The 24,240-nt window shown below is 39.9% G+C and carries 25 protein-coding genes; 2 read left to right on the forward strand and 23 right to left on the reverse strand.

The window, feature by feature from the left end; genetic code table 11:
* Positions 1–10: 10 nt before the first annotated feature.
* From LJD61_RS02740 to LJD61_RS02770, 7 genes are all read right to left on the reverse strand, one after another.
* A complete protein-coding gene (locus LJD61_RS02740) occupies positions 11–850 on the reverse strand; it encodes a M50 family metallopeptidase (RefSeq protein WP_255225945.1) in 840 nt (279 codons plus the stop codon).
* A 27-nt stretch (positions 851–877) separates the two neighbouring features.
* Positions 878–1,609, reverse strand: coding sequence for a M23 family metallopeptidase (locus LJD61_RS02745; RefSeq protein ID WP_255225946.1), 732 nt, complete (start codon positions 1,607–1,609; stop codon positions 878–880).
* 61 nt (positions 1,610–1,670) lie between these two features.
* Positions 1,671–1,955, reverse strand: a complete 285-nt coding sequence (gene minE, locus LJD61_RS02750; RefSeq protein WP_255225948.1) for a cell division topological specificity factor MinE — start codon at positions 1,953–1,955, stop codon at positions 1,671–1,673.
* Between the two features lie 15 nt (positions 1,956–1,970).
* The gene (gene minD, locus LJD61_RS02755) at positions 1,971–2,771 is read right to left on the reverse strand and encodes a septum site-determining protein MinD (protein WP_255225949.1); all 801 of its coding nucleotides are present in this window, start codon (positions 2,769–2,771) and stop codon (positions 1,971–1,973) included.
* 28 nt (positions 2,772–2,799) lie between these two features.
* Positions 2,800–3,468: a septum site-determining protein MinC gene (gene minC, locus LJD61_RS02760; RefSeq protein ID WP_255225950.1), complete on the reverse strand. Its 669-nt coding sequence runs from the start codon at positions 3,466–3,468 to the stop codon at positions 2,800–2,802.
* Between the two features lie 152 nt (positions 3,469–3,620).
* Complete coding sequence (locus LJD61_RS02765; protein ID WP_255225951.1) at positions 3,621–5,618, reverse strand: methyl-accepting chemotaxis protein; 1,998 nt, start codon at positions 5,616–5,618, stop codon at positions 3,621–3,623.
* A gap of 30 nt (positions 5,619–5,648) precedes the next feature.
* The gene (locus LJD61_RS02770; RefSeq protein WP_255225952.1) at positions 5,649–6,719 is read right to left on the reverse strand and encodes an HD-GYP domain-containing protein; all 1,071 of its coding nucleotides are present in this window, start codon (positions 6,717–6,719) and stop codon (positions 5,649–5,651) included.
* Between the two features lie 357 nt (positions 6,720–7,076).
* Here LJD61_RS02770 and LJD61_RS02775 point away from each other — a divergent pair, with 357 nt between their 5' ends.
* Positions 7,077–8,759, forward strand: a complete 1,683-nt coding sequence (locus tag LJD61_RS02775) for a helix-turn-helix domain-containing protein (protein WP_255225953.1) — start codon at positions 7,077–7,079, stop codon at positions 8,757–8,759.
* 49 nt (positions 8,760–8,808) lie between these two features.
* Here LJD61_RS02775 and mrdA read toward each other — a convergent pair whose 3' ends face one another.
* The 13 genes from mrdA to rsxC all read right to left on the reverse strand — a co-directional run bounded on the left by mrdA (position 8,809) and on the right by rsxC (position 20,580).
* A complete protein-coding gene (mrdA, locus tag LJD61_RS02780) occupies positions 8,809–11,289 on the reverse strand; it encodes a penicillin-binding protein 2 (protein WP_255225954.1) in 2,481 nt (826 codons plus the stop codon).
* A 15-nt stretch (positions 11,290–11,304) separates the two neighbouring features.
* Complete coding sequence (mreD, locus tag LJD61_RS02785) at positions 11,305–11,805, reverse strand: rod shape-determining protein MreD (protein WP_255225956.1); 501 nt, start codon at positions 11,803–11,805, stop codon at positions 11,305–11,307.
* Positions 11,806–11,837: 32 nt separating this feature from the next.
* Positions 11,838–12,656 (reverse strand): rod shape-determining protein MreC, encoded by an 819-nt coding sequence (gene mreC / locus LJD61_RS02790; protein ID WP_255225957.1) that lies wholly within the window; start codon positions 12,654–12,656, stop codon positions 11,838–11,840.
* Between the two features lie 18 nt (positions 12,657–12,674).
* Entirely contained in the window at positions 12,675–13,706 is a 1,032-nt protein-coding gene (locus tag LJD61_RS02795; RefSeq protein ID WP_255225958.1) for a rod shape-determining protein, read from the reverse strand.
* Positions 13,707–13,726: 20 nt separating this feature from the next.
* Positions 13,727–14,422, reverse strand: a complete 696-nt coding sequence (gene radC, locus LJD61_RS02800) for a RadC family protein (RefSeq protein WP_255225959.1) — start codon at positions 14,420–14,422, stop codon at positions 13,727–13,729.
* A gap of 19 nt (positions 14,423–14,441) precedes the next feature.
* Positions 14,442–15,017, reverse strand: a complete 576-nt coding sequence (locus LJD61_RS02805) for a Maf family protein (RefSeq protein ID WP_255225960.1) — start codon at positions 15,015–15,017, stop codon at positions 14,442–14,444.
* Positions 15,018–15,027: 10 nt separating this feature from the next.
* Entirely contained in the window at positions 15,028–15,279 is a 252-nt protein-coding gene (locus tag LJD61_RS02810; protein WP_255225961.1) for a DUF4321 domain-containing protein, read from the reverse strand.
* A gap of 164 nt (positions 15,280–15,443) precedes the next feature.
* On the reverse strand, positions 15,444–16,418 hold the full coding sequence (locus LJD61_RS02815) for an RnfABCDGE type electron transport complex subunit B (protein WP_255225962.1): 975 nt from the start codon (positions 16,416–16,418) through the stop codon (positions 15,444–15,446).
* 32 nt (positions 16,419–16,450) lie between these two features.
* On the reverse strand, positions 16,451–17,023 hold the full coding sequence (rsxA, locus tag LJD61_RS02820; RefSeq protein ID WP_255225963.1) for an electron transport complex subunit RsxA: 573 nt from the start codon (positions 17,021–17,023) through the stop codon (positions 16,451–16,453).
* A 15-nt stretch (positions 17,024–17,038) separates the two neighbouring features.
* The gene (gene rsxE, locus LJD61_RS02825) at positions 17,039–17,632 is read right to left on the reverse strand and encodes an electron transport complex subunit RsxE (RefSeq protein ID WP_255225964.1); all 594 of its coding nucleotides are present in this window, start codon (positions 17,630–17,632) and stop codon (positions 17,039–17,041) included.
* A 20-nt stretch (positions 17,633–17,652) separates the two neighbouring features.
* Positions 17,653–18,237: an RnfABCDGE type electron transport complex subunit G gene (locus LJD61_RS02830; RefSeq protein WP_255225965.1), complete on the reverse strand. Its 585-nt coding sequence runs from the start codon at positions 18,235–18,237 to the stop codon at positions 17,653–17,655.
* Entirely contained in the window at positions 18,230–19,228 is a 999-nt protein-coding gene (locus LJD61_RS02835; protein ID WP_255225966.1) for an RnfABCDGE type electron transport complex subunit D, read from the reverse strand. Before LJD61_RS02835 ends, LJD61_RS02830 begins: the two co-directional genes overlap by 8 nt.
* Before the next feature lie 14 nt (positions 19,229–19,242).
* Positions 19,243–20,580, reverse strand: a complete 1,338-nt coding sequence (rsxC, locus tag LJD61_RS02840) for an electron transport complex subunit RsxC (protein ID WP_303740626.1) — start codon at positions 20,578–20,580, stop codon at positions 19,243–19,245.
* Between the two features lie 347 nt (positions 20,581–20,927).
* Here rsxC and LJD61_RS02845 point away from each other — a divergent pair, with 347 nt between their 5' ends.
* Positions 20,928–21,464, forward strand: coding sequence for a DUF3189 family protein (locus LJD61_RS02845; protein WP_255225967.1), 537 nt, complete (start codon positions 20,928–20,930; stop codon positions 21,462–21,464).
* A gap of 20 nt (positions 21,465–21,484) precedes the next feature.
* Here LJD61_RS02845 and nuoF read toward each other — a convergent pair whose 3' ends face one another.
* From nuoF to LJD61_RS02860, 3 genes are read right to left on the reverse strand one after another with little or no spacing between them, the layout of a single operon-like run.
* Positions 21,485–23,278, reverse strand: coding sequence for an NADH-quinone oxidoreductase subunit NuoF (nuoF, locus tag LJD61_RS02850; protein ID WP_255225968.1), 1,794 nt, complete (start codon positions 23,276–23,278; stop codon positions 21,485–21,487).
* A 39-nt stretch (positions 23,279–23,317) separates the two neighbouring features.
* Positions 23,318–23,686: a (2Fe-2S) ferredoxin domain-containing protein gene (locus LJD61_RS02855; RefSeq protein WP_255225969.1), complete on the reverse strand. Its 369-nt coding sequence runs from the start codon at positions 23,684–23,686 to the stop codon at positions 23,318–23,320.
* A complete protein-coding gene (locus tag LJD61_RS02860; RefSeq protein ID WP_255225970.1) occupies positions 23,683–24,237 on the reverse strand; it encodes an ATP-binding protein in 555 nt (184 codons plus the stop codon). Before LJD61_RS02860 ends, LJD61_RS02855 begins: the two co-directional genes overlap by 4 nt.
* Between the last annotated feature and the right edge of the window lie 3 nt (positions 24,238–24,240).

The raw sequence follows: 24,240 nt of genomic DNA on the forward strand, positions 1-24,240 counted from the left end.
ATTAATCCTCCTATTTTTCTTTAGTAACTATATCCTTTATTTTAGCATAATATCCATATTTCATAAAGCCGTCCATTATATCCGCTTCACAAAGCTCCTTTTTAAAATTTCCCTTTTCATCATATACCATAATCTTGCATACATTGCCGGGGCTTAGCTGATCAACTACGCTGTTTATATAAGTTTCTCCCGAGACATTCAGCTGCCTTGCAGGAAAGTTATGGAGCATCCTTTTCTTCTTATTATTTCTATTTAATAAATATATATAAGAGCAGTTTTTTTCTTCTTTTAAAGCTCCGGCAAATATAAATATGGCGGCGGCCGCATATGCTATAGTCCTCCTTCCTTTAATCAATAAGCTAATATTGTATGACGCCAATATTATAGCCAGCATTTTACCAGATCTGGTCATATATCTTGTAGCCTTTTTGTAGCTGTTTCCTGATAAAAGCAAATTTCTCACTATGCTTCCTCCATCCAGAGGCAGGGCAGGTATAAGATTAAACAGAAAAAGAATCGCATTGTACTTAATAATGATGCTGCTTAAAAAAAATTCTTCTCCAAAAAAATAAAAAGCCGCAGCCACAAGCATGCTGACAAAAGGTCCGGCTAATGCAACGATGAGTTCTATGCGGCCTCCGTATTTAGCAATATTCTCAGTAAAGGCAATGCCGCCGAAAGGAAATAATTGTATCTCCAGTACTTTAATCTTGAAGCATCTTGCCACGATGCTATGTCCTAATTCATGCAGTAAAACACTCATGAAGATAACTAAGGCATTCTGCCATAATCCCATATATATGCTTATAAATAAAAAAAGGATAAAAGATATGTTTATTTTTATCCTCACAACTTAAACCTCCATGCTATCCATACATCAGGTGCTAAGCTTATCCAAAGGATTCACAGGCGTATCATTCTCCCAAATCTCAAAATGCAGGTGGCTGCCTGAAGATAAACCTGTATCGCCAACTTCAGCAATAATATCGCCTTGCTTGACCTTCTGGTTTCGCTGAGCAATTATTTTTGAACAATGAGCATATAGGGTTTTATATTTTCCGTTTGATATCCATATATACTTTCCCAGAGTACTGTCCTCGCCTACTTCAGAAACTGTTCCCTCCATTGATGCCTTTATCTTATCTCCGTACTCTCCTGCAATATCTATCCCATTATGAGCTTTAACGGTATTAAATACCGGATGCACTCTTTGCCCAAATTCAGAGGTTATCTCTCCTTCTATAGGCATAATAAACACCTTGTTGCTGCTCACAGGGAGCAGCGGTGCCGCTTCATCCATATTATCCTTGTCTTCCATAAGGTTTGTGCCTTTGATAACTTGCATTACACCTTGCAAATCCACTTTCCAGTTTATAACCTTTTTGATCCCAAGGGTAAATTCCTTAGCAATACTGATATTTATACTGTTGATCAGCAAAACAAAAGCCAATATTATCAGGGAGATAAATATTTGCAAAAGCAGCTTGTCTAAGAAGCTCTTGTCCCTTCCAGGTCTAGGCCTGAACATATCTCCCATTTTTCTGTATTCATTGATATATCGGGGTTTAGGTAAGCTCTCGGTATTAAAATTGAAGCTGTTGTTATCCATATTATCCTCCTCCATTGTATTTTCTCTAATATATATGGGTCAAGGAGGATAAATATGCCTGCTACCTTATATTTTCCTTCATCTTCTTTATAGGTATATTGGCAACCAATGCAGGTACTGTTGAATTATCACTGTCCCGCTTTGTCCGGGTCAGCTTGAATTCCAAACCTGTCTCCTCGATTTCAATATAATCGGTGATCACATTCATTATTTCACCTTTTATCATTTCCAGAAATTGAGGAGACACATTTGCTCTATCATGTATCAGAAGGAGTTGAAGCCTCTCTTTAGCAATATCTTTGCTGTTATTTCCCTCTCCCTTATTGAAAAGTTTGAACAAATCCATTTTCCCTCCCCCCTTCTATTTTCTTCGAAAGCCAAAAGCCTTCGCTAATCTTGCCATAAAGCCCTCTTCTGAATCAAGGCTCATAAATGGTACATTTTCTCCGAGTACTCTTTTTACTATATTCTTATAGGCTTGTCCTGCCAAAGATTTGCTGTCACTTATTGCCGGTTCTCCGCGGTTGGTCGATACCACTATATATTCATCATCCGGAATGACCCCTAAAAGATCAATGGCCAGTATATCTACCATATCATCAATATTCATCATATCTCCGCGCCTTACCATATCGATCTTTACCCTGTTTATGATGAGCTGAGGATTCTTTAATCCATTAGCCTCCAAAAGTCCTATGATCCTGTCTGCATCCCTGACTGCGGAGACTTCCGGAGTTGTGACCACAACTGACCTATTGGCCCCTACGATAGCATTCTTAAAGCCTTGCTCTATCCCAGCCGGACAATCTACCATAACATAGTCGTATTCTTCGGCCAAATCCTTGGTAAGCTTCAACATTTGCTCGGGGGTCACAGCATTTTTGTCCTTTGTTTGTGCAGCAGGCATGAGATAAAGATTTGGATATCTTTTATCTTTTATCAGAGCTTGTTTCATTCTGCAGATGCCATCTATTACATCTACAAGATCATACACTATCCTGTTTTCCAAGCCCATGACTACATCCAGGTTCCTCAAGCCAATATCTGCATCTAAAAGTACCACGCTCTTGCCTTCCAAGGCCAAACCGGTCCCAATATTGGCAGTTGTTGTCGTCTTGCCCACGCCGCCCTTGCCTGAAGTTATTACTATTACTTCACCCATGTTATTACCTCCATTGCAAATTAATAAATTATCGTTTTCCTAAATATGGCTCTACTATGATCATACCTCTCTTAACAAATGCCATTTCAGGCACCTTTGACTTATACTGTTTCCCATCCGGCGGTCTGGTAACTATATCTCCTATTCTTAATTGCATAGGCTCCAGCCTGAATGCTGCAATATATGCACTATAATCTCCCTGAGTACCGGCGTGACCTGTACCTCTCATCTTTCCCATAACAGTAATACTTCCTGCTGCCTCCAGATAGGCCCCAGGATTTACATCGCCCAATACTACTATATTGCCCTCAGATCTTATCATCTGACCTGATCTTATAGTCCCTCTGATAAAAACGGCTTTCTCCTCATCGCCCTGCCCCTGCTTGATAACAGGCTCCAGTTTTGCTTGGTTTTTTTCCTCTTCCTTACTGGCAGCAATATTGCTGCATAGAGCTTCATAATCCCCTAGAAACTGCATTCCATATTGATTCTGCAAAATATCTACCAGCTCGTTATACTCTTTAAGCGATAAGCTCTTGCCCTTAAAATTCACTATTTTTGCTCCCTCAAAGAAGCTTTTGGATGGCTTTATTTTTATCTCCAATTGCTGAATGATATCTGCGAAATTCATTTCTTCCTTTAATACTATGTATAATCCTTCTTTTGTACCTTTGAATACTATGGCGTTGTCCTTCATCCGCATTCCTCCTGAGTTAACTATCCTATAACTATCTTATATATTTTCTGCAAAAGTATTGTAATTCCTTCTTTTTTTATGAGATATTTCCTCATTATGACAAGATTGCGTCTCAATAGAAAAGCCGGCGCATCGCGCGCCGGCATTATGTATTATATCTTAAACCTGCCTATTTCCTCATGCATCTTGGTAATCAAATTAAGGGTTTCATCCATTTCCTCCCTCACAGTATTCACGTCTTTTACTATGACTATGGTTCTTTGAGCTATATCTTCCGTGCCTTTGGCGCCTTCATTGACAGTTACGGAAACTTCATCTATGGCCTTCGCAATATTATTCATAGAAGCTGTAAGCTCCTGTGCCGTTGCGCTGAAATCTGTAACCATATCATCTGTAAAGGATGCGTCTAAGCTATACTGGTCTCCTAATTTTACATTATCTTCATAGTCTTTTATTACCTTATTATCTATGAAATCCAAAAGCACCCTTGCGCTATCCCTGAGATTGCCCACTGATGAAATAACAGTTTCTGCGACCCTCTGAATTTCGGAAACGGTATTTTTAGAATCTTCCGCAAGCTTCCTTATCTCGTCGGCCACCACTGCAAAGCCTCTTCCTACTTCTCCCGCCCTTGCCGCTTCTATGGCAGCATTTAATGCGAGCAGATTGGTCTGGGATGTGATCTGCAGTATGGCATCGGAAAGAACATTTATCTCTTCTACTGAATTTGCTTCCTTAATGGCTTCCTTTAATTTTTCCCTCGATTCATCATACATATCGGTTGCGCTTTTCTTTGAATCCAAGGCTTTCAGCTTGACTTCTTCAGCCCTTTGACTGATTTCTTTGACTGAAACAGAGCCTTCCTGGGATTTCTCCGCCATAGATTCTACCGCTTTTAGAATTTCCTCTACAGAAGCATTCATCTCTTCGGCGGCGGCTGCATTCTCTTCTATCCCCGCAGAAAGTTCCTGTACGGTGGACGAAGTCTCATCAGATTTCTGATTCAAATTATTCAAAGATTTACCTACTACCTCGGTTATTTCTTTTAATTTATCAAAGCCTTGGATTATGCTTCCAAAAGCTGTTCTCAGAGAACTGCCCAGCATGTCCGCAGACCTGGTCAGAACACCTAACTCGTCTTTTCTTTTTTTCATCTTCTCATCCACAGCCACTGCAAAATTCCCGGATGCAAATGTCTCCAGATACTTTGTGGTTTCCTTTATCGGCTTTGCGATAAATCCGACAAATACATATGTTACCACTAATCCTATCAAAAGTATACCTGCCGATACTATCAGAATAGTTTTCTTTAAAGTGTTCAGCCCGGCCAGCACCTCATATTCCGGTGCAGTAACGGCAATAGACCATCCGGTATTCTCCACCGGCCCATAACCCATTATTTCTTTTACACCGTTATATATATAAGATCCTACGCCTTTCTTGCCTTGTATCATCTCTTTTTCAAGCTCGGCAAGCTCAGTCAGGCTTTGATCTTCCTTGGCATCTTCTATAGTATTACCCATATTTATAACCCATTTCTCTTCCTTATGTGCTATAGTCGTGCCTGCTTTGTTTATCATATATGCATAGCCTTCTTCTCCGAAGGTTATATCCTTTATCACATTTTGAAGTTCATTGCCCTCTCTCAATACGGTGAGAACCGATGTCACCTTGCCGTCATATTTTATGGGCACTGAATACACAATGATAACGGAGCTGTCAGTTTTGCTTATTATAGGATCTGATACGGCATTTTCCCCTGCCATGGCTTTCTTAAAGTATTCCCTGTCGGATACATCCGAAACTGTGCCGTCGGTGCTCCGATCGGTGCCGTCAGCCGAAACAATATCTACCGCTACATCCCCGTTCCTCTGCATTTCATCCATCAGTATCGGGAGCTTGTCCTCCCATGTGTAGTCCGGATTCTTTATTATCTCCATATTTGCCAGGGTTTCCATCCTTTTGTGCTGGATTTGTATGCGGCTGTCAACTATTTTACTCGCCTGCTCTACAGTACGTATCATAGATTGGGAAACTTCATCGGTAAGCGCTTTAGATGCATTAAGGTATGACAATATCCCCAAAGTAGAACAGATCACCACTATCAGAATCAAGAGGAAAAATGCCATCCTCGCTTTTATACTTTTCAATTATATCCCTCCATCGTATTCTATACATTCCTACATATTATCAGAGCTGTACTGGTCTTTAATCATCAAAAACTTATCCTGTACTTTCAAAAATACTTTTATAATTTCCGGATCGAAATGCTGCCCTGTTTCCGACTTTATAATTTCGACAGCACTATCATGAGGTAAAGCTTCTTTATAACATCGTTTTGATACCAATGCATCATAAACATCTGCTACGGCAAATATGCGTGCCGAAATTGGTATTTGATTGCCTGTAAGGCCTTTAGGATAGCCCCTCCCGTCAAACCATTCATGATGATACATGGCTATCTCTAAAGCCGTTATATAATATTTGCTTTTGTTTTGTTTCCTTATGGCTTGAGAGATCAGTTCTCCCCCTATGACCGTATGTTTTTTGACTTCTTCAAATTCTTCCTTGGAAAGCTTGCCTTTTTTCTGCAGTATGTTCTCACTAATACCAATCTTGCCGATATCATGCAATGGTCCTGCTTTATAAATACACTTTGTAAACTGCTCTCCTTTATTTAATTCTTTTGCAAGCAATGCCGCATACTCTCTCGTCCTGATGAGATGCTTGCTTGTTTCAGAATCATGATATTCGGCCATTTTTGCCAAAGCAACGAGATCCGTATCCTTAACCTCTAAAAATGCTTTTAAAAAAATATTGAAGACTTCATTTATGGTTTTATTCATAATTCTTTGATACTCAGCTATCCTGTCTAAAGCGTCACATGTACACTTACTATCGTCGAAAATATTGGAGCAGCTTGCTTCAAAGGCTCTAAAAACTTGCTCCATTGCCTCCCAGCTTATATATTTCGCAGCCATATTTTCAGCCAGCATTTTATTAGCTTTATGGAATCCATCTGATTCACCTGAATCAAAATATGATATATAATTATTCAAAATCTTGGCGACACCATCTAAAGCTTCAGCATAATCTTGATATAAATTATTGATATTATACGAAGCATAAAAGTCAACCCAACCGGAAATAATTCTGCTGCTGTTTTCCTTTAGTACATATGCCAATTCTTTAAGCAGGATTAAAGAGTCTTCCGTCATAGCCTTTCCGCAGCCTTCCATGATTGAGCTCAATATCTGTTACCTCCTCCGCATATGTACTTACTTGATATGACCAAAACCTAAAGTCATCATTGTCGCCTCCTTTGCATGTGTATTTACTGCATAGAAAAAAAGTGTTTTGTTGGATATTAAATACTTGATTGCATAATTTGTCTAATTATATGTTATTTTATATTATTTTATGTTATTTTGATGAATATTTGGAAATAAGTCATTGTTCTGTCAATGACTTATTCAATGGGCCCTAGGGCAATATAGCCATATTAAGTATTTTTGAAATATAATTTGCTGTATAATATTAATGATATTGTTGTTGAAAAAAGTTACGCACTTATATTGTGTTAAATGCCGCAATCTAGGAGGAATGATATGAGTCTAGAGGTTGAATTCGGAAAATGCCTAAAGGTCTTGCTGAATGCTGCCAATATAAGCGGCAGCAAGCTTGCAAAAGCAATAAATGTGGATCCGTCATTGATCAGCAGATGGGTCAATTGTAAAAAGGTACCATCAAATGGATCTCCTTATATAAAAATGATCTCGGATTATATCAGTAAAAGTATTGTAAATTCATATCAACTCAACAGGATCAACGACATACTAGATAGCTTAACTGCAGAATCAGTTAAGTTCGACGGCGATTTGGCTTGCAGTATAAAATCCTTATTGCTGGAAGCGCAAGGTTATTCATTAAATAAAGATATGCTGAAGAAGCTTAACAGAAGCAATGCTGCTGCAGGAAAAACACGGCTAAATAATAATTCCTATGATAGTTCAGTCCACTGCAGTGTAAACAAAAAAATCAGCGATGTCTTGTTCGAAGCATCCAAGCTCATCCCATTATCTTCAGAGGATTATGTCATGGCTGGCTGTGAAAATGTACTGGACTGCACAAACAAGCTTCTCAACCAAGCTTTGATGTCTGCACCTTCAAAACAACCCATTATGATCACTATAAATAGTAAATTCAGTCTGCTCGCTCTTTTTGAGGAATATCACAAGGAATATAGAAAAAAAATCATTAAGCTGCTGAAAAACGGATGGACTGTTATTTCCACGATAAAATTCGATGACGCTATGGAAAGATCACACAGGTTTCTTGAAGATACAGTGCTTTTTTTAAAATCCGGGAATTATTTGCCGTACCTCTCAAATAACATTGATCACCCATCGGCACTGAGTGATATGATCATAGTCCCTGATATAGGGGCATTAGTATTTTTGTGCACTAAATCCGTACATCAGCTCGATTTTACCTTTTTCTTTAAAAATAGCTATGCAATAGATGCCTTCATCGGCAAGTTTCATCAAGCAATCAGATATTCGTATCCGGTATTGAATGAGTACAAAGCAAGAAATTGGTCGGAATTAGTGAAATCAATGACAATATTTGAGGAGTCTCCGGGAAACCGATACACTTTCAGGGATGGGATAAGTGCTTTTCTGATATCGGAAAATATATATGAACAGTCCCTTAAATCCAGCGAATCAAAGGAATATGAAATAAGAAACATGTTGAGCTGTCATAAAAAGCAAATGTACGCACTTGATTTAAATCAAAATTTCTATAAATATAAAGATATATTTATTAGAGATTCTATAGAGAAAGCTATATTGAACAAAAAAAAACAAAGCTGCGAACTATCGCAGCCATTCGATAATACTGATGAAGCTCTATTAATATTAGAACATTTAAATACCCTTATAAATATCTATAAAAACTCCGATAATTATGAAATAGCATTAGTAGATGAAAGATCGCTCAAAACATATAAAAGCATTTTCACTGCAGGCATGAATTTTTATTTAAAGCGGAATCATTCAATAATTCATATTTTAAATAGAAAAAGCAAAGCCATGTCATCTGAAGATGACACTTTTAAATTTGTATGCTTATCAGAACCTACAATTACATATGCTTTAGAAAAAGCCTATCTGGATATATGGGATCGCATTGCGCCCATCAATAAGGATAGGAGGGAGGTATTAGCCTGGCTAAATCATTTAAAAGAGCTGATACACATAGCATATAATATAAAAAACAATATAAAATAACCTGGGGATTCAGGTTATTTTATATTGTTATGCTTTAACTCAAGTCATATTAGGGCTGCAGCTCATTGTACGGAACAATATGGTCCTCGGCATCTTCGGAGGCCAGATACTCTTCGATTATTGCCCGGGCAATCGGTGCGGAGCCGCTTCCAAAGCCGCCTTGGAATACAACTGCCACAACGGCTATTTCCGGTTTATCATAAGGAGCAAATCCGACAAACCATGAATGGTCATTATATTGTGCATAAAGCTTCGGATTGTTTTTCGGGTCCGGTCTGTATTTCCCTGCTTCTGCCGTTCCCGTCTTGCCTGCAATAGTAACCTTGCTGCCTGCAAAGGTACTTCTGGCTGTTCCGCCGTATTCGTTTGTTACTGCAAACATACCTTTTCTTATGGCCTCCATATCCGAAGGAGAAACATCCAGAGTTTCAACCACCTCAGGCTTCTTTTCCATCTTTATGCTTCCATCATGGGCAATTATTTTACTTACAATATAGGGCTTGTATCTGGTGCCGCCGTTGGCTACTGTTGCAACATAGGCTGCCAGCTGTATGGGGGTGACATTATTCAACCCCTGTCCTATAGCCGCATTCAGCACATCCCCCGGACGATATTTGCTCTCTGTTATATACCAAATAATTTTATCGATCGCTTTGTCTTCTGTTACCCCGAGCTCTCTAATCCTTTTTTTCATATCCCTATAAAATTGGTAACTCGTTTGTCCTTCCGAAGGCTTCTCATAAATCATGGCTTTTATTTTCTTTTTGGCCTCAGCATCTTGAAGCTTCACTGTATAGGTAAGATAACTTTCTATATATCCTTCGTAAATGCTTTGCTTATGTGCAGGACCTTCTATCATTCCTTTAGATTCAAAGGGCAATTCAATTCCTGTATACTGACCAAAGCCGTATTTCTCCGCATACTTTTCAAACAGTTCTCCTCCAAGCCTCCTTCCGGTTTCAAAAAAGAAGTAGTTGCAGGATTGTTTGATCGCACTTATGACATTCGTTGCGCCATGCACTGTTCCGTGAGAGTCTGAAGGGGAAATACCAGGTATAACAGTATATCTGCCTCTGCATACAATGGATTCCTTGGTATTGATCTTATTCTCAGTAAGCCCTGCCGTTGCGGTAAGCATTTTAAAGGTGGAACCCGGAGGCAAAGGATAGGATATGGCATTGTTTATCAGTGGTTTTGGCGCATATCTGTCGTCTGTTAAAGGCTGCAGAGATTTCCAGTCCTTATTGCTTATTCCGGAAGCGAATAAATTAGGATCAAATTTGGGCTCGCTGGCCATGGCCAGAATCTCTCCCGTATTGACATCCATGGCTACCACTGCGCCTGAAAAGGTCTGAGGATAGGGTTTTTTGCTTCTTGATTCCTCAATAGTCTTCCTGAGAGATTCCTCAGCAACCTTCTGCAGTCTGGAGCCTAAGGTGAGAACTACCGTATCACCCGGAACAGGTTCAATCTCATCAATGGTATCTATCAGAGTTCCTCTCGCATCTACTTCGATTTGCTTTGAACCATCCTTGCCTTTTAAATACTCCTCCATGCTGTACTCAATACCCGACTTGCCTATCATATCTTGAGGCGTGTAACCCTTCTGAGTCAGTTCTTCCAGATCTGAACTTATCTTGCCCAGATACCCGAGTATATGTGAAGCAAAATCTCCTTCAGGATATTTTCGCAGAGGCTTATCCATTATTTGAACCCCCGGCAGGAAAATCTTATTCTCTTCAATCATTGCTCTGGTCTCATCATTTATATTGGCTGCAATTTCGATAGGCTCATAAGCAGGATATTTATTCTGCTTAAGCAGATATTTTACCGCCATGATTTTTCTTGCTTCTTCTTCCGAATACTTGGTCATATCAATTTTATATTTAGCAGCAAGCTGATTGAATACATCCAAGGCTGTATCACTTTCCATAAACCCATTATTCTTTTTCCATTTATTTTCATCTTTTTTAAAGCTGTATTGATACTCATCCACTTTAAATGGCAGCTCAACTTCATATTCGTCTCTCAATATTGAATAGGCTTCGATATCTATTGTATCCTGTGAAATGTTGTAGTCTTCCCGCAGCTTTTTAAAAGCTTCTAAAGGAGAAGCACTCCCCTGAATGTTATATTTCTCCTTCCATTGCTCCTCTTCATCTTGAAATGTAAATCTAATGGGGTTCATTAGTATAGGAATTTCATCTTTATATTTGTCACCATTTTGCTCCAAAATATTTATTACTGTCAGCGCGATATCATTTATTGTTTCGTCCGGTGTAGCAGCTTTTAAAATGCTGACGGAATAGCTCTGCTTGTTGCCCGCTAATATTTTTCCGTACCTGTCGACTATGTTGCCCCTGGGAGCAGTGATATTTATGTTTCTTGTCCTTACTGTTTCAGATCTCTTCTTATAGTAGTCGCCCTTTACTATTTGAAGTTCTGCCAGCTTAAAAAGCATGACAAGAAAAATCAGCATTGTGAAGAGCTTTATTATATTCAACCTATTGCTAAAATACTTTTTTAACATTATATACCACCTGAATTAGTATATTTTATTATTCATGAAGCTTTTTTCATCCAGCTTATACAATAATCTGTAGGCTATAGGGCCTAATATTGCATTGTATATGCTTTGAGGGATCATTATGTTAATAAGAGCATAGATATACGAAATATCATTCTTGCTGAAGTAAGTTATCAAAAAAAACAAATGCTGATATATAAAAACAGCTCCAATGTTAAAAATGATGGAAGGAACGAAGCTGTCCTTGAATACATTTTCATTGGACTGTCCTATCAGATAACCTGTAAGCATATAGGAAAGGCCGTTTACCCCCATGGCGCTTCCAAAAAATAAATCCTGCAGCAAACCTGAGGCAAGTCCGATAAAGCTTCCGGCTGTACTTCCCCGCATTATTGCATAAGAAGTGATCAAAATGATTGTAAAATCAGGCTTGACTCCAAAAATTCTCGTATATTGAAAAAGAGTGGATTCTAATATAAAATTCAATAATATCAATAGACTTATTATTAAAGTTCTCACAATTATTCTCCTATATAACCCAATATCAGCAGCTAATCTAAAGCATTGACATTTTTAATTACAAATACTTCCTCAAGCCTTTTAAAGTCAACGGATGTCTTTATTTTAACAAGCTTCTGCAATTTTCTTTCCTGCTTTTCAACGCTTTCAACTTTGCCAATGTATAAGCCTTTATGAAAGGTGCTGAAATCAGAGGTGATGATGTCATCGCCTTTAATGATATCAGATTCAAGGGGCATCACCGCAATAAGTTCGGAGTTTACGTTTCCGGATACTATGCCTGTATCCCTGGTTCGGTTTACGATGATGCTGATAGAGCTCCGCTCGTCAATAATAGCCATTACCTTGGAGTAATTAGGGCTTACTTCGATGACCCTGCCTACCAGGCCTTGTCCTGTGATTACTGAGTCATTTACCTCTATGCCGCTCTTGGTTCCCTTATCTATAGTAAATATATCAAACCAATTGCCCGGATCTTTTCCCGTGATACCGGCACCTATATATTTATACTGGGGATTTGATTCCTTAAATTCTAGCAACTCGCTCAGCCTTTTATTTTCCAGAGCCATCTGATACAACCTTCTGTTTTCTTCCCTGAGCTTTGTATTTTCTTCTTTTAAAGCCTCATTTTCCTTTTTCATATTCTTCAATTCAAATAAGGTACTAAAGGTGTTTTTAAAAAACTCGCCTGTTTTAAAGAACACCTTCTGTACCGGATTAATCGCACTGCCTATTATCGATTCAAAGGCTGTGGGTCTTGTCCTACCTTTGGCAGTAAAAGCTACTGTAATTATCAAAGCAAAAGAAATAATTACAGTAACAATTGCCAATTTATTTTTAAAAAACCTCATGCGGTTCACGCTCCAAAGCTATCTCCTATATTTTCCATTGTAAGGTGAATTATTGATCTGTTCATATTGCTCCAATGCCTTTCCAGCTCCCATGACCACGCAATCCAAAGGAGTATCGGCGATTTGAACAGGCATGCCTGTTTCTTTTCTTATCAAGGCATCTATCCCCTTCAAATTGGCCCCTCCTCCGGAAACCATTATGCCTCTGTCCATGATATCCGATGCCAATTCAGGCGGAGTCTTTTCAAGAGTTGATTTTACTCCTTCTATGATGGCTCCGACAGGCTCTCTCAAAGCTTCCAATATTTCTGTGGAAGTCACCTGGATTGTCTTGGGAAGACCTGACACCAGATCTCTTCCCCTTATCTGCATAGATTCTTCTGTCTCCATGGGATAAGCAGACCCTATGCTTATTTTTACCTCTTCCGCTGTTCTTAATCCGATAGCAAGGTTATAGTTTCTCTTGACATAGCTGACTATCGCCTCGTCAAATTTATCTCCTGCCGATCTGATAGATTTGCTTGTAACTATGCCGCCCAAAGATATTATAGCTATCTCTGTGGTCCCTCCGCCTATATTTACAATCATGCTTCCCGTCGGCTCACCAACCGGCAGACCCGCACCTATAGCTGCCGCCATAGGCTCCTCTATGATCTTTGCTAACTTGGCTCCTGCCTGGAGTGCAGCTTCTATTACAGCACGCTCTTCTACTTCAGTTGTGCCTGAAGGTACGCTTACCAATACTCTTGGCTTCCCTATGGCAATATTTTTTGATACTTGTCTTATAAAATATTTTAACATACTCTGAGTAATATGAAAATCAGCAATTACACCATCCTTCATAGGTCTTATTGCCACAATATGCCCCGGTGTTCTGCCAATCATTTGCTTGGCTTCCTCTCCCACTGCTTTTACTGAATCATTTTCTGTATTTATGGCTACTACCGAGGGTTCTCTAATAACTATGCCCTTACCCTTCAAGTATACCAATGTGTTGGCCGTACCTAAATCTATTGCTATATCCTTTGAGAAAGCGTTAAATAAACTCATTTACTATTTTTCCTCCTTGGTCAGAAAAGATTTTTTTCTTTTAGACTTACATAAATTCCATTTCCTATTATTATATGATCGTAAAGCTCTATGCCCAGTATTCTACCTGCCTCAGATATCCTTTTCGTGAGATCTATATCATCCCTGCTGGGGCTTGGATCACCGCTGGGATGGTTATGAGCCATCACTATTGCGGCACTGGATTTTTTTACAGCAGGCGCAAATATTTCCCGCGGGTGGGCTAAGGAAGAATTCAAGCTGCCTATGGATATCTCTTCTATGCTGATGACCTTGCATTTAATATTCAATAATATTACTTTCATATATTCTTTATTGAGATATCGCATTTCTTCCATCAATATATCGGCAGCATCTTTGGGGCATCTTATGTAAGCATCATCCTCCGCCCCATACTGGGATATTCTCTTGCCCAGCTCTGCAACAGCCATAAGCTGGGTTGCTTTGGCTAATCCGACACCCTCAATCTGGCTCAGTTCCTCTACGGTGGCATTGGCAAGAAACTTTAAGCCGTTATGCTCCGACAGAATTTTGTATGCAATGGATAAGGCACTTTGATTTTTTATTCCAGTCCTTAGTATTATTGCCAATAATTCTGCATTTGATAACGCCTTAGGGCCTTTTTTAAACATTTTTTCCCTTGGTCTTTCGCTTTCGGGCAATTCAGCGATAGTGATATTCTTTACGGTATCCTTCACAAAATCCACCCCCTATTTTTTAACAGTTGAGCAGCTTATAGCCCAATTTTTCAAGTATGACAGACAGCTTGTATACCGGAAGCCCGACAACATTAAAATAGCAACCTTCTATTCCTTGCACCAATAATGAGCCCAATCCTTGAATTGCATATGCTCCGGCTTTATCCGCAGGCTCTCCTGACCTGACATAGGCATCTATCTCTCCCTCTGAAATATCTTTAAATCTGACTATCGTCTCCTCATAATCAGTAATTATTTTCATTTCGGGTGTTTGAATAACAGATATGCCGGTAATAACACTGTGCGTTGATCCGCTGAGCTTTTTAAGCATGCCGGCTGCATCAGCCTTGCTTTTGGGCTTGCCCATTACCTCATCCTTATATACTATGGTGTCTGCTCCTATTACCAAAGCCTTTTCCTTTATAGATTCAGCAACGCTTTTTGCTTTATTCTCTGCAAATAGCATCACAAGCTCATAAGGATCATTATTTTCCGATTTTTCTTCATAACTTGAGGGTATGACATCATATTGAAGTCCCAATTGTGACAATATTTCTTTTCTTCTGGGAGAATTTGAAGCAAGTATGATCCGCATATGCTTTCACCTACATTTTTCTGAATACTAATATAGCTATTATTATTCCCAGTATTGAAAACATATTGATATTAAAGGTAAGACCGAAGGTTAGTTTAATGACTCTGAGGTCATACGTATGAGGGCTCACTCCCAGGTTATATCCGTATTTTAGAATGGGAATATAGTTTCCTAGCATTTCTCCTATAAATCCTCCGACTACAATACCGCATATAAGTATGAGCAGCAGTATCCAGCCGTTTCTTTCAGTGTTTCTCATCATAAAAGCACCCCCAACTAAATCTAATATAGTTATACGCCATTATTCAATCAATTCGGTCAAAATCCTCCATTTAAGTTTATCATTTATGATTCATAACTTCAATGAAATAATACATATTGCATAATGATGGAAAGAGCGGATACAACCGTATCCGCTCTCTAATCTCATATCATATCAATACATTTTTTAGGGCATTTTTCTGCACATTGTCCGCAACCGGTACACTTATCTTCCAATACCTTATGCTTTTGCTTAAGCTCGCCCTCAATAGCCTCGAATTTACAATTTTTTGCACATATGGTGCAGCCTATGCACTGTTCTTCGTTTATAAAGGCTTTTTTTCTATTGCCGAAATCCGCATATATGGTTTTTGTAGGACATACCTCCGCACATACCATGCAATTGGTGCATTTGCTATAATCTATCTTAGCCAGATTATTGTCAAAGGTCATAGCCTCAAATTGGCAGGCTTTAACACATTTCTGACATCCTATGCAGCCCACCTTGCAAACCTCGACTACTGCCTTTCCCTTATCTGTATTTTTGCATAAAACCCTTACCTGCCTTGAAGCAGGTACCAGCTCTATTATATGCTTAGGACATGCTTCAATGCATTTTTTACATGCGGTACATTTCGTATCATCGACCACTGCCACGCCATTCACAACATGTATAGCATCAAAAGGGCATATCCTTTCACAAGTTCCAAGACCTGTGCAGCAAAAGCGGCAGCTTTTGCTTCCTCCCGCCAGCATCTCTGCTGCTTTACAGTCTTGTATACCCTGGTATTCATATTTTTCTTTTGCATTATCACAATCGCCGCCGCAAATCACTCTTGCTACCATTCTCTCAGTATCTTCCGCTTTAACTCCCATTATTTCAGCCACTTTTTTAGCCAGTTCAGGTCCTCCTACAGGGCAAGCATTGACAGGAGCCTCTCCCCTGACAATCGCTTCTGCGAGAGCATCGCAACCAGCAAATCCGCAGCCGCCGCAGTTTGCACCGGGCAAAACAAATCTGACTTCCCCAATCTTAGGATCTGCCTCTACAGCAAATTTTTTTGAGGCGTAGGCCAGAACTATACCAAAAAACACTGCAAGTCCGCCAAGAGTAATTACCGGCCATAATAAATCATTCATCAAGGCAATCACCTCTTTCTAAAGTATACTCTTTACAGCAAGCCGCTGAAGCCAAAAAAGGCTATTGACAGCAAGCTGGCAGTAATAAGAGCTATAGGGAAGCCATCCAGACCCTTCGGATATGGAGCTGTGTCAAGCCTCTCTCTTACACCTGCAAATAATACAATCGCAAGAGTAAAGCCTAGAGCTCCTCCCACACCGTTTATCAGAGTTTCAATCAAATTGTAGCCGCTCTCAATATTCAATATGGCAACGCCCAATACGGCACAGTTGGTGGTTATCAATGGAAGATATACACCAAGAGCCTGATACAACGTAGGACTTGTCTTTTTTATTACCATTTCAACAAATTGTACAAGGCCTGCTATCACAAGTATAAAAGCCGCTGTCTGCAAATATGTGATGTGCAAAGGCTCCAAAATAGAGTATTGAACTATCCAGGTCATAACTGATGCCAGTGCCATAACAAATGTTACTGCCAAACCCATTCCAAGAGCCGTTTCAACTTTTTTAGAAACTCCAAGGAAGGGGCATATGCCTAAGAACCTGGAGAGAACAAAATTATTGACAAATATTGCACTTAGTAGTATTATCACAAGTTTCATATCGTCGTCCCCTCCCTACGCTTTTTTCGCCGTAAGCTTATTTACTAATGCTATGCTCAAACCGAACACTAAAAAGCCTCCAGGCGGTAAAATCAAAATCAATGCAGGTTCAAAGGCTGCTCCGAACAGAGGCATTCCTAAGAATGTGCCTGCACCCAATATTTCTCGTATGGAACTCATAAAGGTAAGAGCCAAAGTGAATCCAATACCCATTCCAAGTCCGTCCATTATCGAGTTCAGCGGCGGATTTTTCGATGCAAAGGATTCTGCCCTTGCTAGAATTATACAGTTTACAACGATTAAAGGAATAAATATTCCTAATGCGCTGTCCAATGCAGGAGAAAAAGCCTTTATAAGCATTTCCACTGCTCCAACGAAAGTAGCAATAACTACTACATAAATAGGTATTCTAACCTCACTTGGCACAATCTTATTTATTAAAGATATTATCAGATTGGAACCGATCAAAACTGCGGTAGCAGCGATTCCCATGCCTATACCGTTAAATACCGCCGTAGTGACGGCCATGGTAGGGCAGGTCCCCAGAACCAGCCTGAAAGTAGGATTTTCTTTAATTATACCGTTTGTAAAATCTTTCCACAGTTTCATTGCTTTCACCTCCAAAATACTTATTTGCCGGATAATTCCTTCGCCAGGCTGAGTGCTTGATTAACACCTTTTGTTACTGCACTCGATGTTATGGTAGCACCGGCAATAGCAACTATTTCATTATCTTTTGGAGTACCATTTTTTATTACCTTAATGCCATCATTCCAATTTTTCATTTTGAACTGATCTTGAAATTTAGGTGCGGTTGCGTTTTTGCCAAGACCAGGCGTTTCGCTGTTATTTCCAATCTTTATGCCGGAAACCTTTCCTTCGATCTCAACACCGACCATAACTTCTATCTCTCCGCCATATCCTTTAGGCGAGGTTTTTATGGCATAGCCTACGACGTTGCCGCTGGCTTTTGCCTCATAAACTTCTCTTATGCTGTCATATTCTGCTTTTGATAGAATATCAGCAATCTCATCCTCTTCGATTTTTTCAAAGTCCTCAGCTTGAGAAAGCACGCTTCTTCTGGCTTCATCATTTGCTTTAACAGCCTGCTCAGCGATTTTATCAACGGTAATATAATTCGTGGCGCCCAATACTGCAGCTGCAATCACACATACAATAAGAAGCACCCCTGTAAGCCTGATATAATCACGCACTTTTCTTCACCTCCCCAAATTTCTTGGGCATGGTAAATCTATCTATCAAAGGAGTTGCAACGTTCATCAAAAGTATAGAATATGAAACTCCTTCCGGATAGGCACCAAAAAATCTTATCAATACAGTTAAAACACCCGCACCTATTCCCATAGCTATCTGACCTTTTGCAGTCATAGGACTTGAGGCATAGTCAGTTGCCATAAAAAATGCACCTAGAAACAAGCCTCCTGCAAATACATGATATATAGGATAGTATGGGTTAAACCCTCCAAGTATAAATGACAGTACAGCTACCGTCCCAATATAAACCCCTGGTATTCTGATGCTGATAACTCCTCTGTATACGAGATACAATCCGCCTATCAAAAGAGCTAATGCAGAAGTCTCGCCTATACATCCGCCTACATTACCGATGAATAAATTCCAGATTGAAGGCAATGCTTGTCCGGCCACCTCTCCTGCTGCTGCAACAGGTGCGCCGTTTACGAAGCTCATGCCTCCCTTTATTAAGGCCAAAGGAGTAGCAGTGCTGACAGCATCAGCTCCCGGTGCTAAAAACGCCGATGAGGTCATTCTCACAGGCCAGGAAGCCAGTAATAATGCTCTGGCCGCCAAAGCAGGGTTCATAAAATTGTGGCCTAATCCTCCAAAGCAGTGTTTTACTACTGCTATGGCAAATATTGAACCTATGGCAACCAGCCACCAGGGTGCTGTAGACGGCACATTAAAAGCCAATAGCAAGCCCGTTACAACTGCACTTAAATCATTAACAGTAACGGGTCTTTTCAATACTTTCTGCATCACAACTTCTGTTCCTACCGCAAATACAACTGCAATCAAAGCTACAATCAGTGCTCTAATACCAAAGTAAAATACTCCTGCAAACAGCGCAGGCATCAAAGCTATTATTACATCCAACATTATTCTTTGAGTAGTCTCTCCCGATCTTATATGAGGAGAAGAAGTCACTCTAAACATAGCACTATCCAACATAATACCTCCCATCACTTGGACTGCGCTTTTTTGCGCTTAGCCAAAATCTCTCTTTTAGCAACCCTGATAGAATCCACCAAAGGTCTCTTGGCAGGGCACACAAAAGAGCAAGAGCCGCATTCTATGCAGTCCATAGCATTTACTTCCTCGGCTTGATCAAATTTATCCTGAAGAGAGTAATTGCTTATATGCAAAGGCATAAGGTCGATAGGACATACCGTCACACATTTTCCGCATCTGATGCAATTTGAAGGCTCAGGCAGCTTTGCATCCTCTTCTGCCAAAACCAATATGCCTGAGGTTCCTTTAATGACCGGTATATCTATAGAAAACTGAGCAATACCCATCATGGGGCCGCCTGCAATCACTTTCCCTACGCTGCCGGAAAATCCGCCGCATTCATCAATAACTTCTCTGAAGGATGTCCCAACTTTGACCAGTAAATTTTTCGGAGTTTTCACCCCTTTACCCGTCACGGTTACAATCCTCTGAATCAAAGGCATCCCTGTTCTGACAGCATCAGCTATGGCAGCGGCAGTTCCTACATTGTTTACTACAACACCTACATCTGCAGGCAGTCCGCCGCTCGGCACTTCTCTTCCTGTGCAGGCATATATCAACTGTTTCTCCGCTCCTTGAGGATACTTGGTCTTGAGGGCTACAACTTCAATACCTTTTTCATCCTTTGCAGCATTATATATTGCTTCCAGCGCATCAGGCTTATTTGTTTCAATGCCTATGAAACCTTTATTGACATTTAAAGCCTTCATCAAAGCCTTTAAACCGAACACAACTGCTTCCGGGTTTTCCAGCATCAGCCTATGATCGGATGTCAAATAGGGTTCGCATTCTGCACCGTTTAATATTATCGTATCAACTGTTTTTCCCGGGGGCAAAGCCAGCTTTACATGAGTAGGAAAGGTTGCTCCACCCATGCCTACTATTCCGGCATCCTTGATAATTTCCTTAAGCTGCTCTGATGATAAATTTTCAATATCTCCTTTAGGTGTAACAGTCTCCGATAATGTTTCCTGCATATCATTTTGAATTACGACACAGGTTGTTTTAGTTCCGCCTGAATAAAGTCTGGGTTCTATTGAAATCACTTTTCCAGATACACTTGAGTGTATCGGAGATGACACAAAACCTTTAGCTTCGCCAATTTTCTGCCCAACCTTTACTTCATCACCAACCTTGACAGTTGGCTCGCAAGGTGCACCTATATGCTGCTGCATTGGTATTACAACAACCTCCGGTGATTTAGCCTTTATAACGGCCAGTTTTTCTGTTGCTTCCTTGCTGTGTGGCGGATGAGTTCCTCCCTTAAAGGAAAGCGTTCTTATATTCATTTTACTCACCCCTTATATTATAAAAGAATTACAAAATTAATGCTGTAATTTTAGAACAAACCCACAAATTGTTTCTATTCGACACCCCTATTCAAAATCCTTTTCAGCCTATGAAAAACAAAAAGTTTATTATTTAACAAACGTTAGCTTTGTCAATAAATCCTTTAGAGTTTGTTTTTTATACTTACTAAATTATAATGCTTTACAAACATAAATTCAATCACTGTAAAAATATGCATGTGGTTTCATCACAATCTAAAACAAAAGCATTATATAGAATAATAATCACCTCTGCTACTAATGCTAATCATTATTAACAGTATTCTAAGGAGAGTGACTCAAATTATATGGTAATAATCTACAATTGCTATGGTGGTACACATTCTTCAATTTTAAGCTCTGCAGTTCATATGAAATTCCTGCCTTCTGATAGAATACCTTCTGATGAAGAAATTTTGAATCTTAAATATTTTAACAAATTAACGTATAAGGATATGGGCAGGCTGATATTCCATGGTAAAGACGAGTATGGAAACAGTGTCTATACTATAGGAAGGGGCACCTCAAAAGCATTGGTGCCCGCTATGAGAAGCTTGCTGTTGAATTTATACAATGAATGCGGAATAAACGAAAGCTTTTTCTTTATAAATTCCTCTCCAACAGTGCCTTTGCCTATGACCTTCGGAGGTTTTTTTTCCAGAGGCCTTGGCATAAATATAATAGGAGTTCCTCTATTGCTCCTCGGAACAAAAAAAGCTTGGCCTGAAATATTGAAGCTTGTTGATAGAACAAAAAAAATATGCTGCGAAACGCCAGAATCACCTATAATCATTGATATAGACGCAAAAGGCCGGCTGAGCCGAATTAGCCCTGCCGACCTATGAACATAATATTTTTTATTCTATTATCCTCTGGAAATAGCCTTGAATGGGCATTTCTCCATACAAGCGCCGCATTTAATGCACTTTTCCTGATCAATAACATATGGAGTCTTCGGCTTACCTGATATTGCTGATACAGGACATTGTTTTGCACAAATTCCGCAGGCTTTACATTTTTCTTCGGAGATCCTGTATTGCAGCAATGCCTGGCATACACCTGCAGGACATCTCTTTTCTCTTATATGGGCTTCATATTCATCTCTGAAGTATCTCAATGTAGATAACACGGGGTTAGGGGCAGTTTGTCCCAATGCACAAAGAGCTGAGTTCTTAATATTTTTTGCAAGGGTTTCCAGTTTTGCAATGTCGCCTTCTTCTCCTTTGCCCTTTGTGATCCTATCCAGTATTTCATACATTCTCTTAGTGCCTTCTCTGCAAGGTGTACATTTTCCGCAGGATTCATCTACGGTAAATTCCAGGAAGAACTTAGCTATGTCAACCATACAGTTATCTTCGTCCATAACGATGAGTCCGCCGGATCCCATCATAGAACCAAGAGCAGTCAGATTATCATAATCTATGGGCACATCAAGCTTCTCTCCAGGTATACAGCCGCCTGACGGTCCGCCTGTCTGAGCTGCTTTAAAGGCTTTGCCGTTGGGGCAACCTCCGCCTATCTCGTATATTATTTCTCTCATGGTTGTACCCATGGGAACTTCCACCAGTCCGGTGTGATTAATCTTACCGCCAAGTGCAAACACTTTAGTGCCCTTTGATTTTTCTGTTCCCATAGAGGCAAACCACTCGGGTCCGTTATTAATGATCTGGCAAATATTGGCGTAAGTTTCAACGTTATTCAACAAGGTGGGCTTTCCAAATAAACCTTTAACTGCCGGGAAAGGAGGCCTCGGCCTAGGCATTCCTCTTTGGCCTTCTATGGAAGCCAGCAAGGCTGTTTCTTCGCCGCACACGAAAGCTCCTGCTCCAAGTCTCAATTCTATATCAAAGCTAAAGTCTGTTCCCAATATGTTCTTTCCAAGCAATCCATAAGCTCTTGCCTGATTGATGGCTATTCCAAGACGTTTAACCGCGATTGGATATTCGGCTCTGACATATATATAGCCCTGACTGCCCCCGACAGCATAGCCTGCTATTGTCATAGCCTCCAATACGGAATGGGGGTCTCCTTCCAGAACGCTTCTGTCCATGAATGCTCCCGGGTCGCCTTCGTCAGCATTGCAGCATACATATTTTATATCGCCTTGTGCTTTTGCAGTGAACTCCCATTTCATTCCTGTTGAGAAGCCGGCGCCGCCTCTGCCTCTGAGGCCTGATCTCTTTACTATATCAATAACTTCTTCAGGCTTTAGCTCAGTCAAGCACCTTGATAGAGCCTTATATCCGTCAAAAGCTATATATTCATCTATGTTTTCAGGGTTTATAACACCGCAATTTCTTAGTGCAACCCTGTGCTGTTTCTTATAGAAGTTTACTTCATTTATTGATTTTATTCTGTCTTCCGCAACAGTCTCAGCATAAAGAAGCCTCTTAACAACTCTGCCCTTTACAAGATGCTCCTTTACGATTTCTTCTATGTCTTCCGGCTTAACAAGGCTGTAGAAAGAAGCTTCAGGATATATGATGACTATCGGTCCAAGAGCGCATAAGCCAAAGCAGCCGGTTCTCTCAACAATTACCTCTTCATCAAGACCATGCATTTTGATCTGCTCTTCAAAATTTTTTGCTATCTGCTCCGAATTAGAAGATGAACAGCCGGTTCCTCTGCAAATCATGACATGGGAGCGATACATTTTCATTCCATATTACCTCCTCATTGTTTGCTAACCTTAAATCTATTAGTTTTCTTCTGCTCCTACAGTGTATTCTTGAACAATCTTGCCTTTCATAACATGTTCATTCACTACCCTGATAGCTTTCGAAGGATTCATTTTTACATAAGTTACTTTTTCTTCTCCCGGCTTATATACTTCTACAATAGGCTCGAGCCTGCACATACCTATGCATCCGGTTTGTGCAACGACAACATCTGCCAGTTCATTTTTCTTTATCTCATCCATAATTGCCACAAGAACCGGTCTGGCTCCCGCAGCAATGCCGCATGTAGCCATGCCTACAACTACTCTGGTTCCTGGTTGATCTTTTCTTAAATTGATTGTATCATAGGTTCTTTTTCTGATTTCCTCTAAATCTTTAATTGATTTCATATTCTTGCACCTCCATTTAAACTATTGAAACCTTCCTCCAAAAATCCCTTTATCCATGAGATAACCTGGGGCTCATTGATAGGTACTTCCCCTAAAATACGCTTTATTTCCCTGGTATCAAAATTAAACTCGTTTTCGTTTATTTTATGATTATATATAAGATCTATCTCCGGATTGCCTATCACTATAGCAATTATAGTGTCAACCATATTTCCCAGCGGTGCCCTGTCTATATGACTATGCTTGAACCAGGCAATAACTTTGGTACCTTTTCCTTTATCGGACTGAATCTCCAAATCTCCTTGACATCGGGTGCACGCTTTATAGAGCAAAGGCACTCCCAAGCCTACTTTTCTGGTTTTTCTCCCTGTGATAAAGGGATCTTTTATTCTTTCTGCTAATTCCTTGTCCATTCCGTGTCCATTATCGATCACTTCAATAGAGAAAATATCTGTCGTTAAATCCTCAACAATGTTTATAGTAATTAAGCTGGCCTTCGCAGCAATAGAATTTTGAACGATATCAAGTATATGAAGAGACAATTCCTTCATGAC

This window comes from Lutispora saccharofermentans (assembly GCF_024363565.1).
GTDB classification, from domain to species: Bacteria; Bacillota; Clostridia; order Lutisporales; family Lutisporaceae; genus Lutispora; species Lutispora saccharofermentans.

What these genes read in the sequence shown, in the direction of transcription:
- rsxE (WP_255225964.1), bottom strand. Translation starts at nt 17,632, where the DNA reads ATGAAACTGTGGAAAGATTTTACAAACGGTATAATTAAAGAAAATCCT.
- LJD61_RS02815 (WP_255225962.1), bottom strand. Translation starts at nt 16,418, where the DNA reads ATGAATGATTTATTATGGCCGGTAATTACTCTTGGCGGACTTGCAGTG.
- minD (WP_255225949.1), bottom strand. Translation starts at nt 2,771, where the DNA reads ATGGGTGAAGTAATAGTAATAACTTCAGGCAAGGGCGGCGTGGGCAAG.
- LJD61_RS02795 (WP_255225958.1), bottom strand. Translation starts at nt 13,706, where the DNA reads ATGAGTTTATTTAACGCTTTCTCAAAGGATATAGCAATAGATTTAGGT.
- LJD61_RS02805 (WP_255225960.1), bottom strand. Translation starts at nt 15,017, where the DNA reads ATGCGGATCATACTTGCTTCAAATTCTCCCAGAAGAAAAGAAATATTG.
- LJD61_RS02860 (WP_255225970.1), bottom strand. Translation starts at nt 24,237, where the DNA reads ATGAAGGAATTGTCTCTTCATATACTTGATATCGTTCAAAATTCTATT.
- minE (WP_255225948.1), bottom strand. Translation starts at nt 1,955, where the DNA reads ATGGATTTGTTCAAACTTTTCAATAAGGGAGAGGGAAATAACAGCAAA.
- LJD61_RS02855 (WP_255225969.1), bottom strand. Translation starts at nt 23,686, where the DNA reads ATGAAATCAATTAAAGATTTAGAGGAAATCAGAAAAAGAACCTATGAT.
- LJD61_RS02775 (WP_255225953.1), top strand. Translation starts at nt 7,077, where the DNA reads ATGAGTCTAGAGGTTGAATTCGGAAAATGCCTAAAGGTCTTGCTGAAT.
- minC (WP_255225950.1), bottom strand. Translation starts at nt 3,468, where the DNA reads ATGAAGGACAACGCCATAGTATTCAAAGGTACAAAAGAAGGATTATAC.
- mreC (WP_255225957.1), bottom strand. Translation starts at nt 12,656, where the DNA reads ATGAGGTTTTTTAAAAATAAATTGGCAATTGTTACTGTAATTATTTCT.
- LJD61_RS02810 (WP_255225961.1), bottom strand. Translation starts at nt 15,279, where the DNA reads ATGATGAGAAACACTGAAAGAAACGGCTGGATACTGCTGCTCATACTT.
- rsxA (WP_255225963.1), bottom strand. Translation starts at nt 17,023, where the DNA reads ATGAAACTTGTGATAATACTACTAAGTGCAATATTTGTCAATAATTTT.
- LJD61_RS02845 (WP_255225967.1), top strand. Translation starts at nt 20,928, where the DNA reads ATGGTAATAATCTACAATTGCTATGGTGGTACACATTCTTCAATTTTA.
- nuoF (WP_255225968.1), bottom strand. Translation starts at nt 23,278, where the DNA reads ATGAAAATGTATCGCTCCCATGTCATGATTTGCAGAGGAACCGGCTGT.
- rsxC (WP_303740626.1), bottom strand. Translation starts at nt 20,580, where the DNA reads ATGAATATAAGAACGCTTTCCTTTAAGGGAGGAACTCATCCGCCACAC.
- mrdA (WP_255225954.1), bottom strand. Translation starts at nt 11,289, where the DNA reads ATGTTAAAAAAGTATTTTAGCAATAGGTTGAATATAATAAAGCTCTTC.
- LJD61_RS02745 (WP_255225946.1), bottom strand. Translation starts at nt 1,609, where the DNA reads ATGGATAACAACAGCTTCAATTTTAATACCGAGAGCTTACCTAAACCC.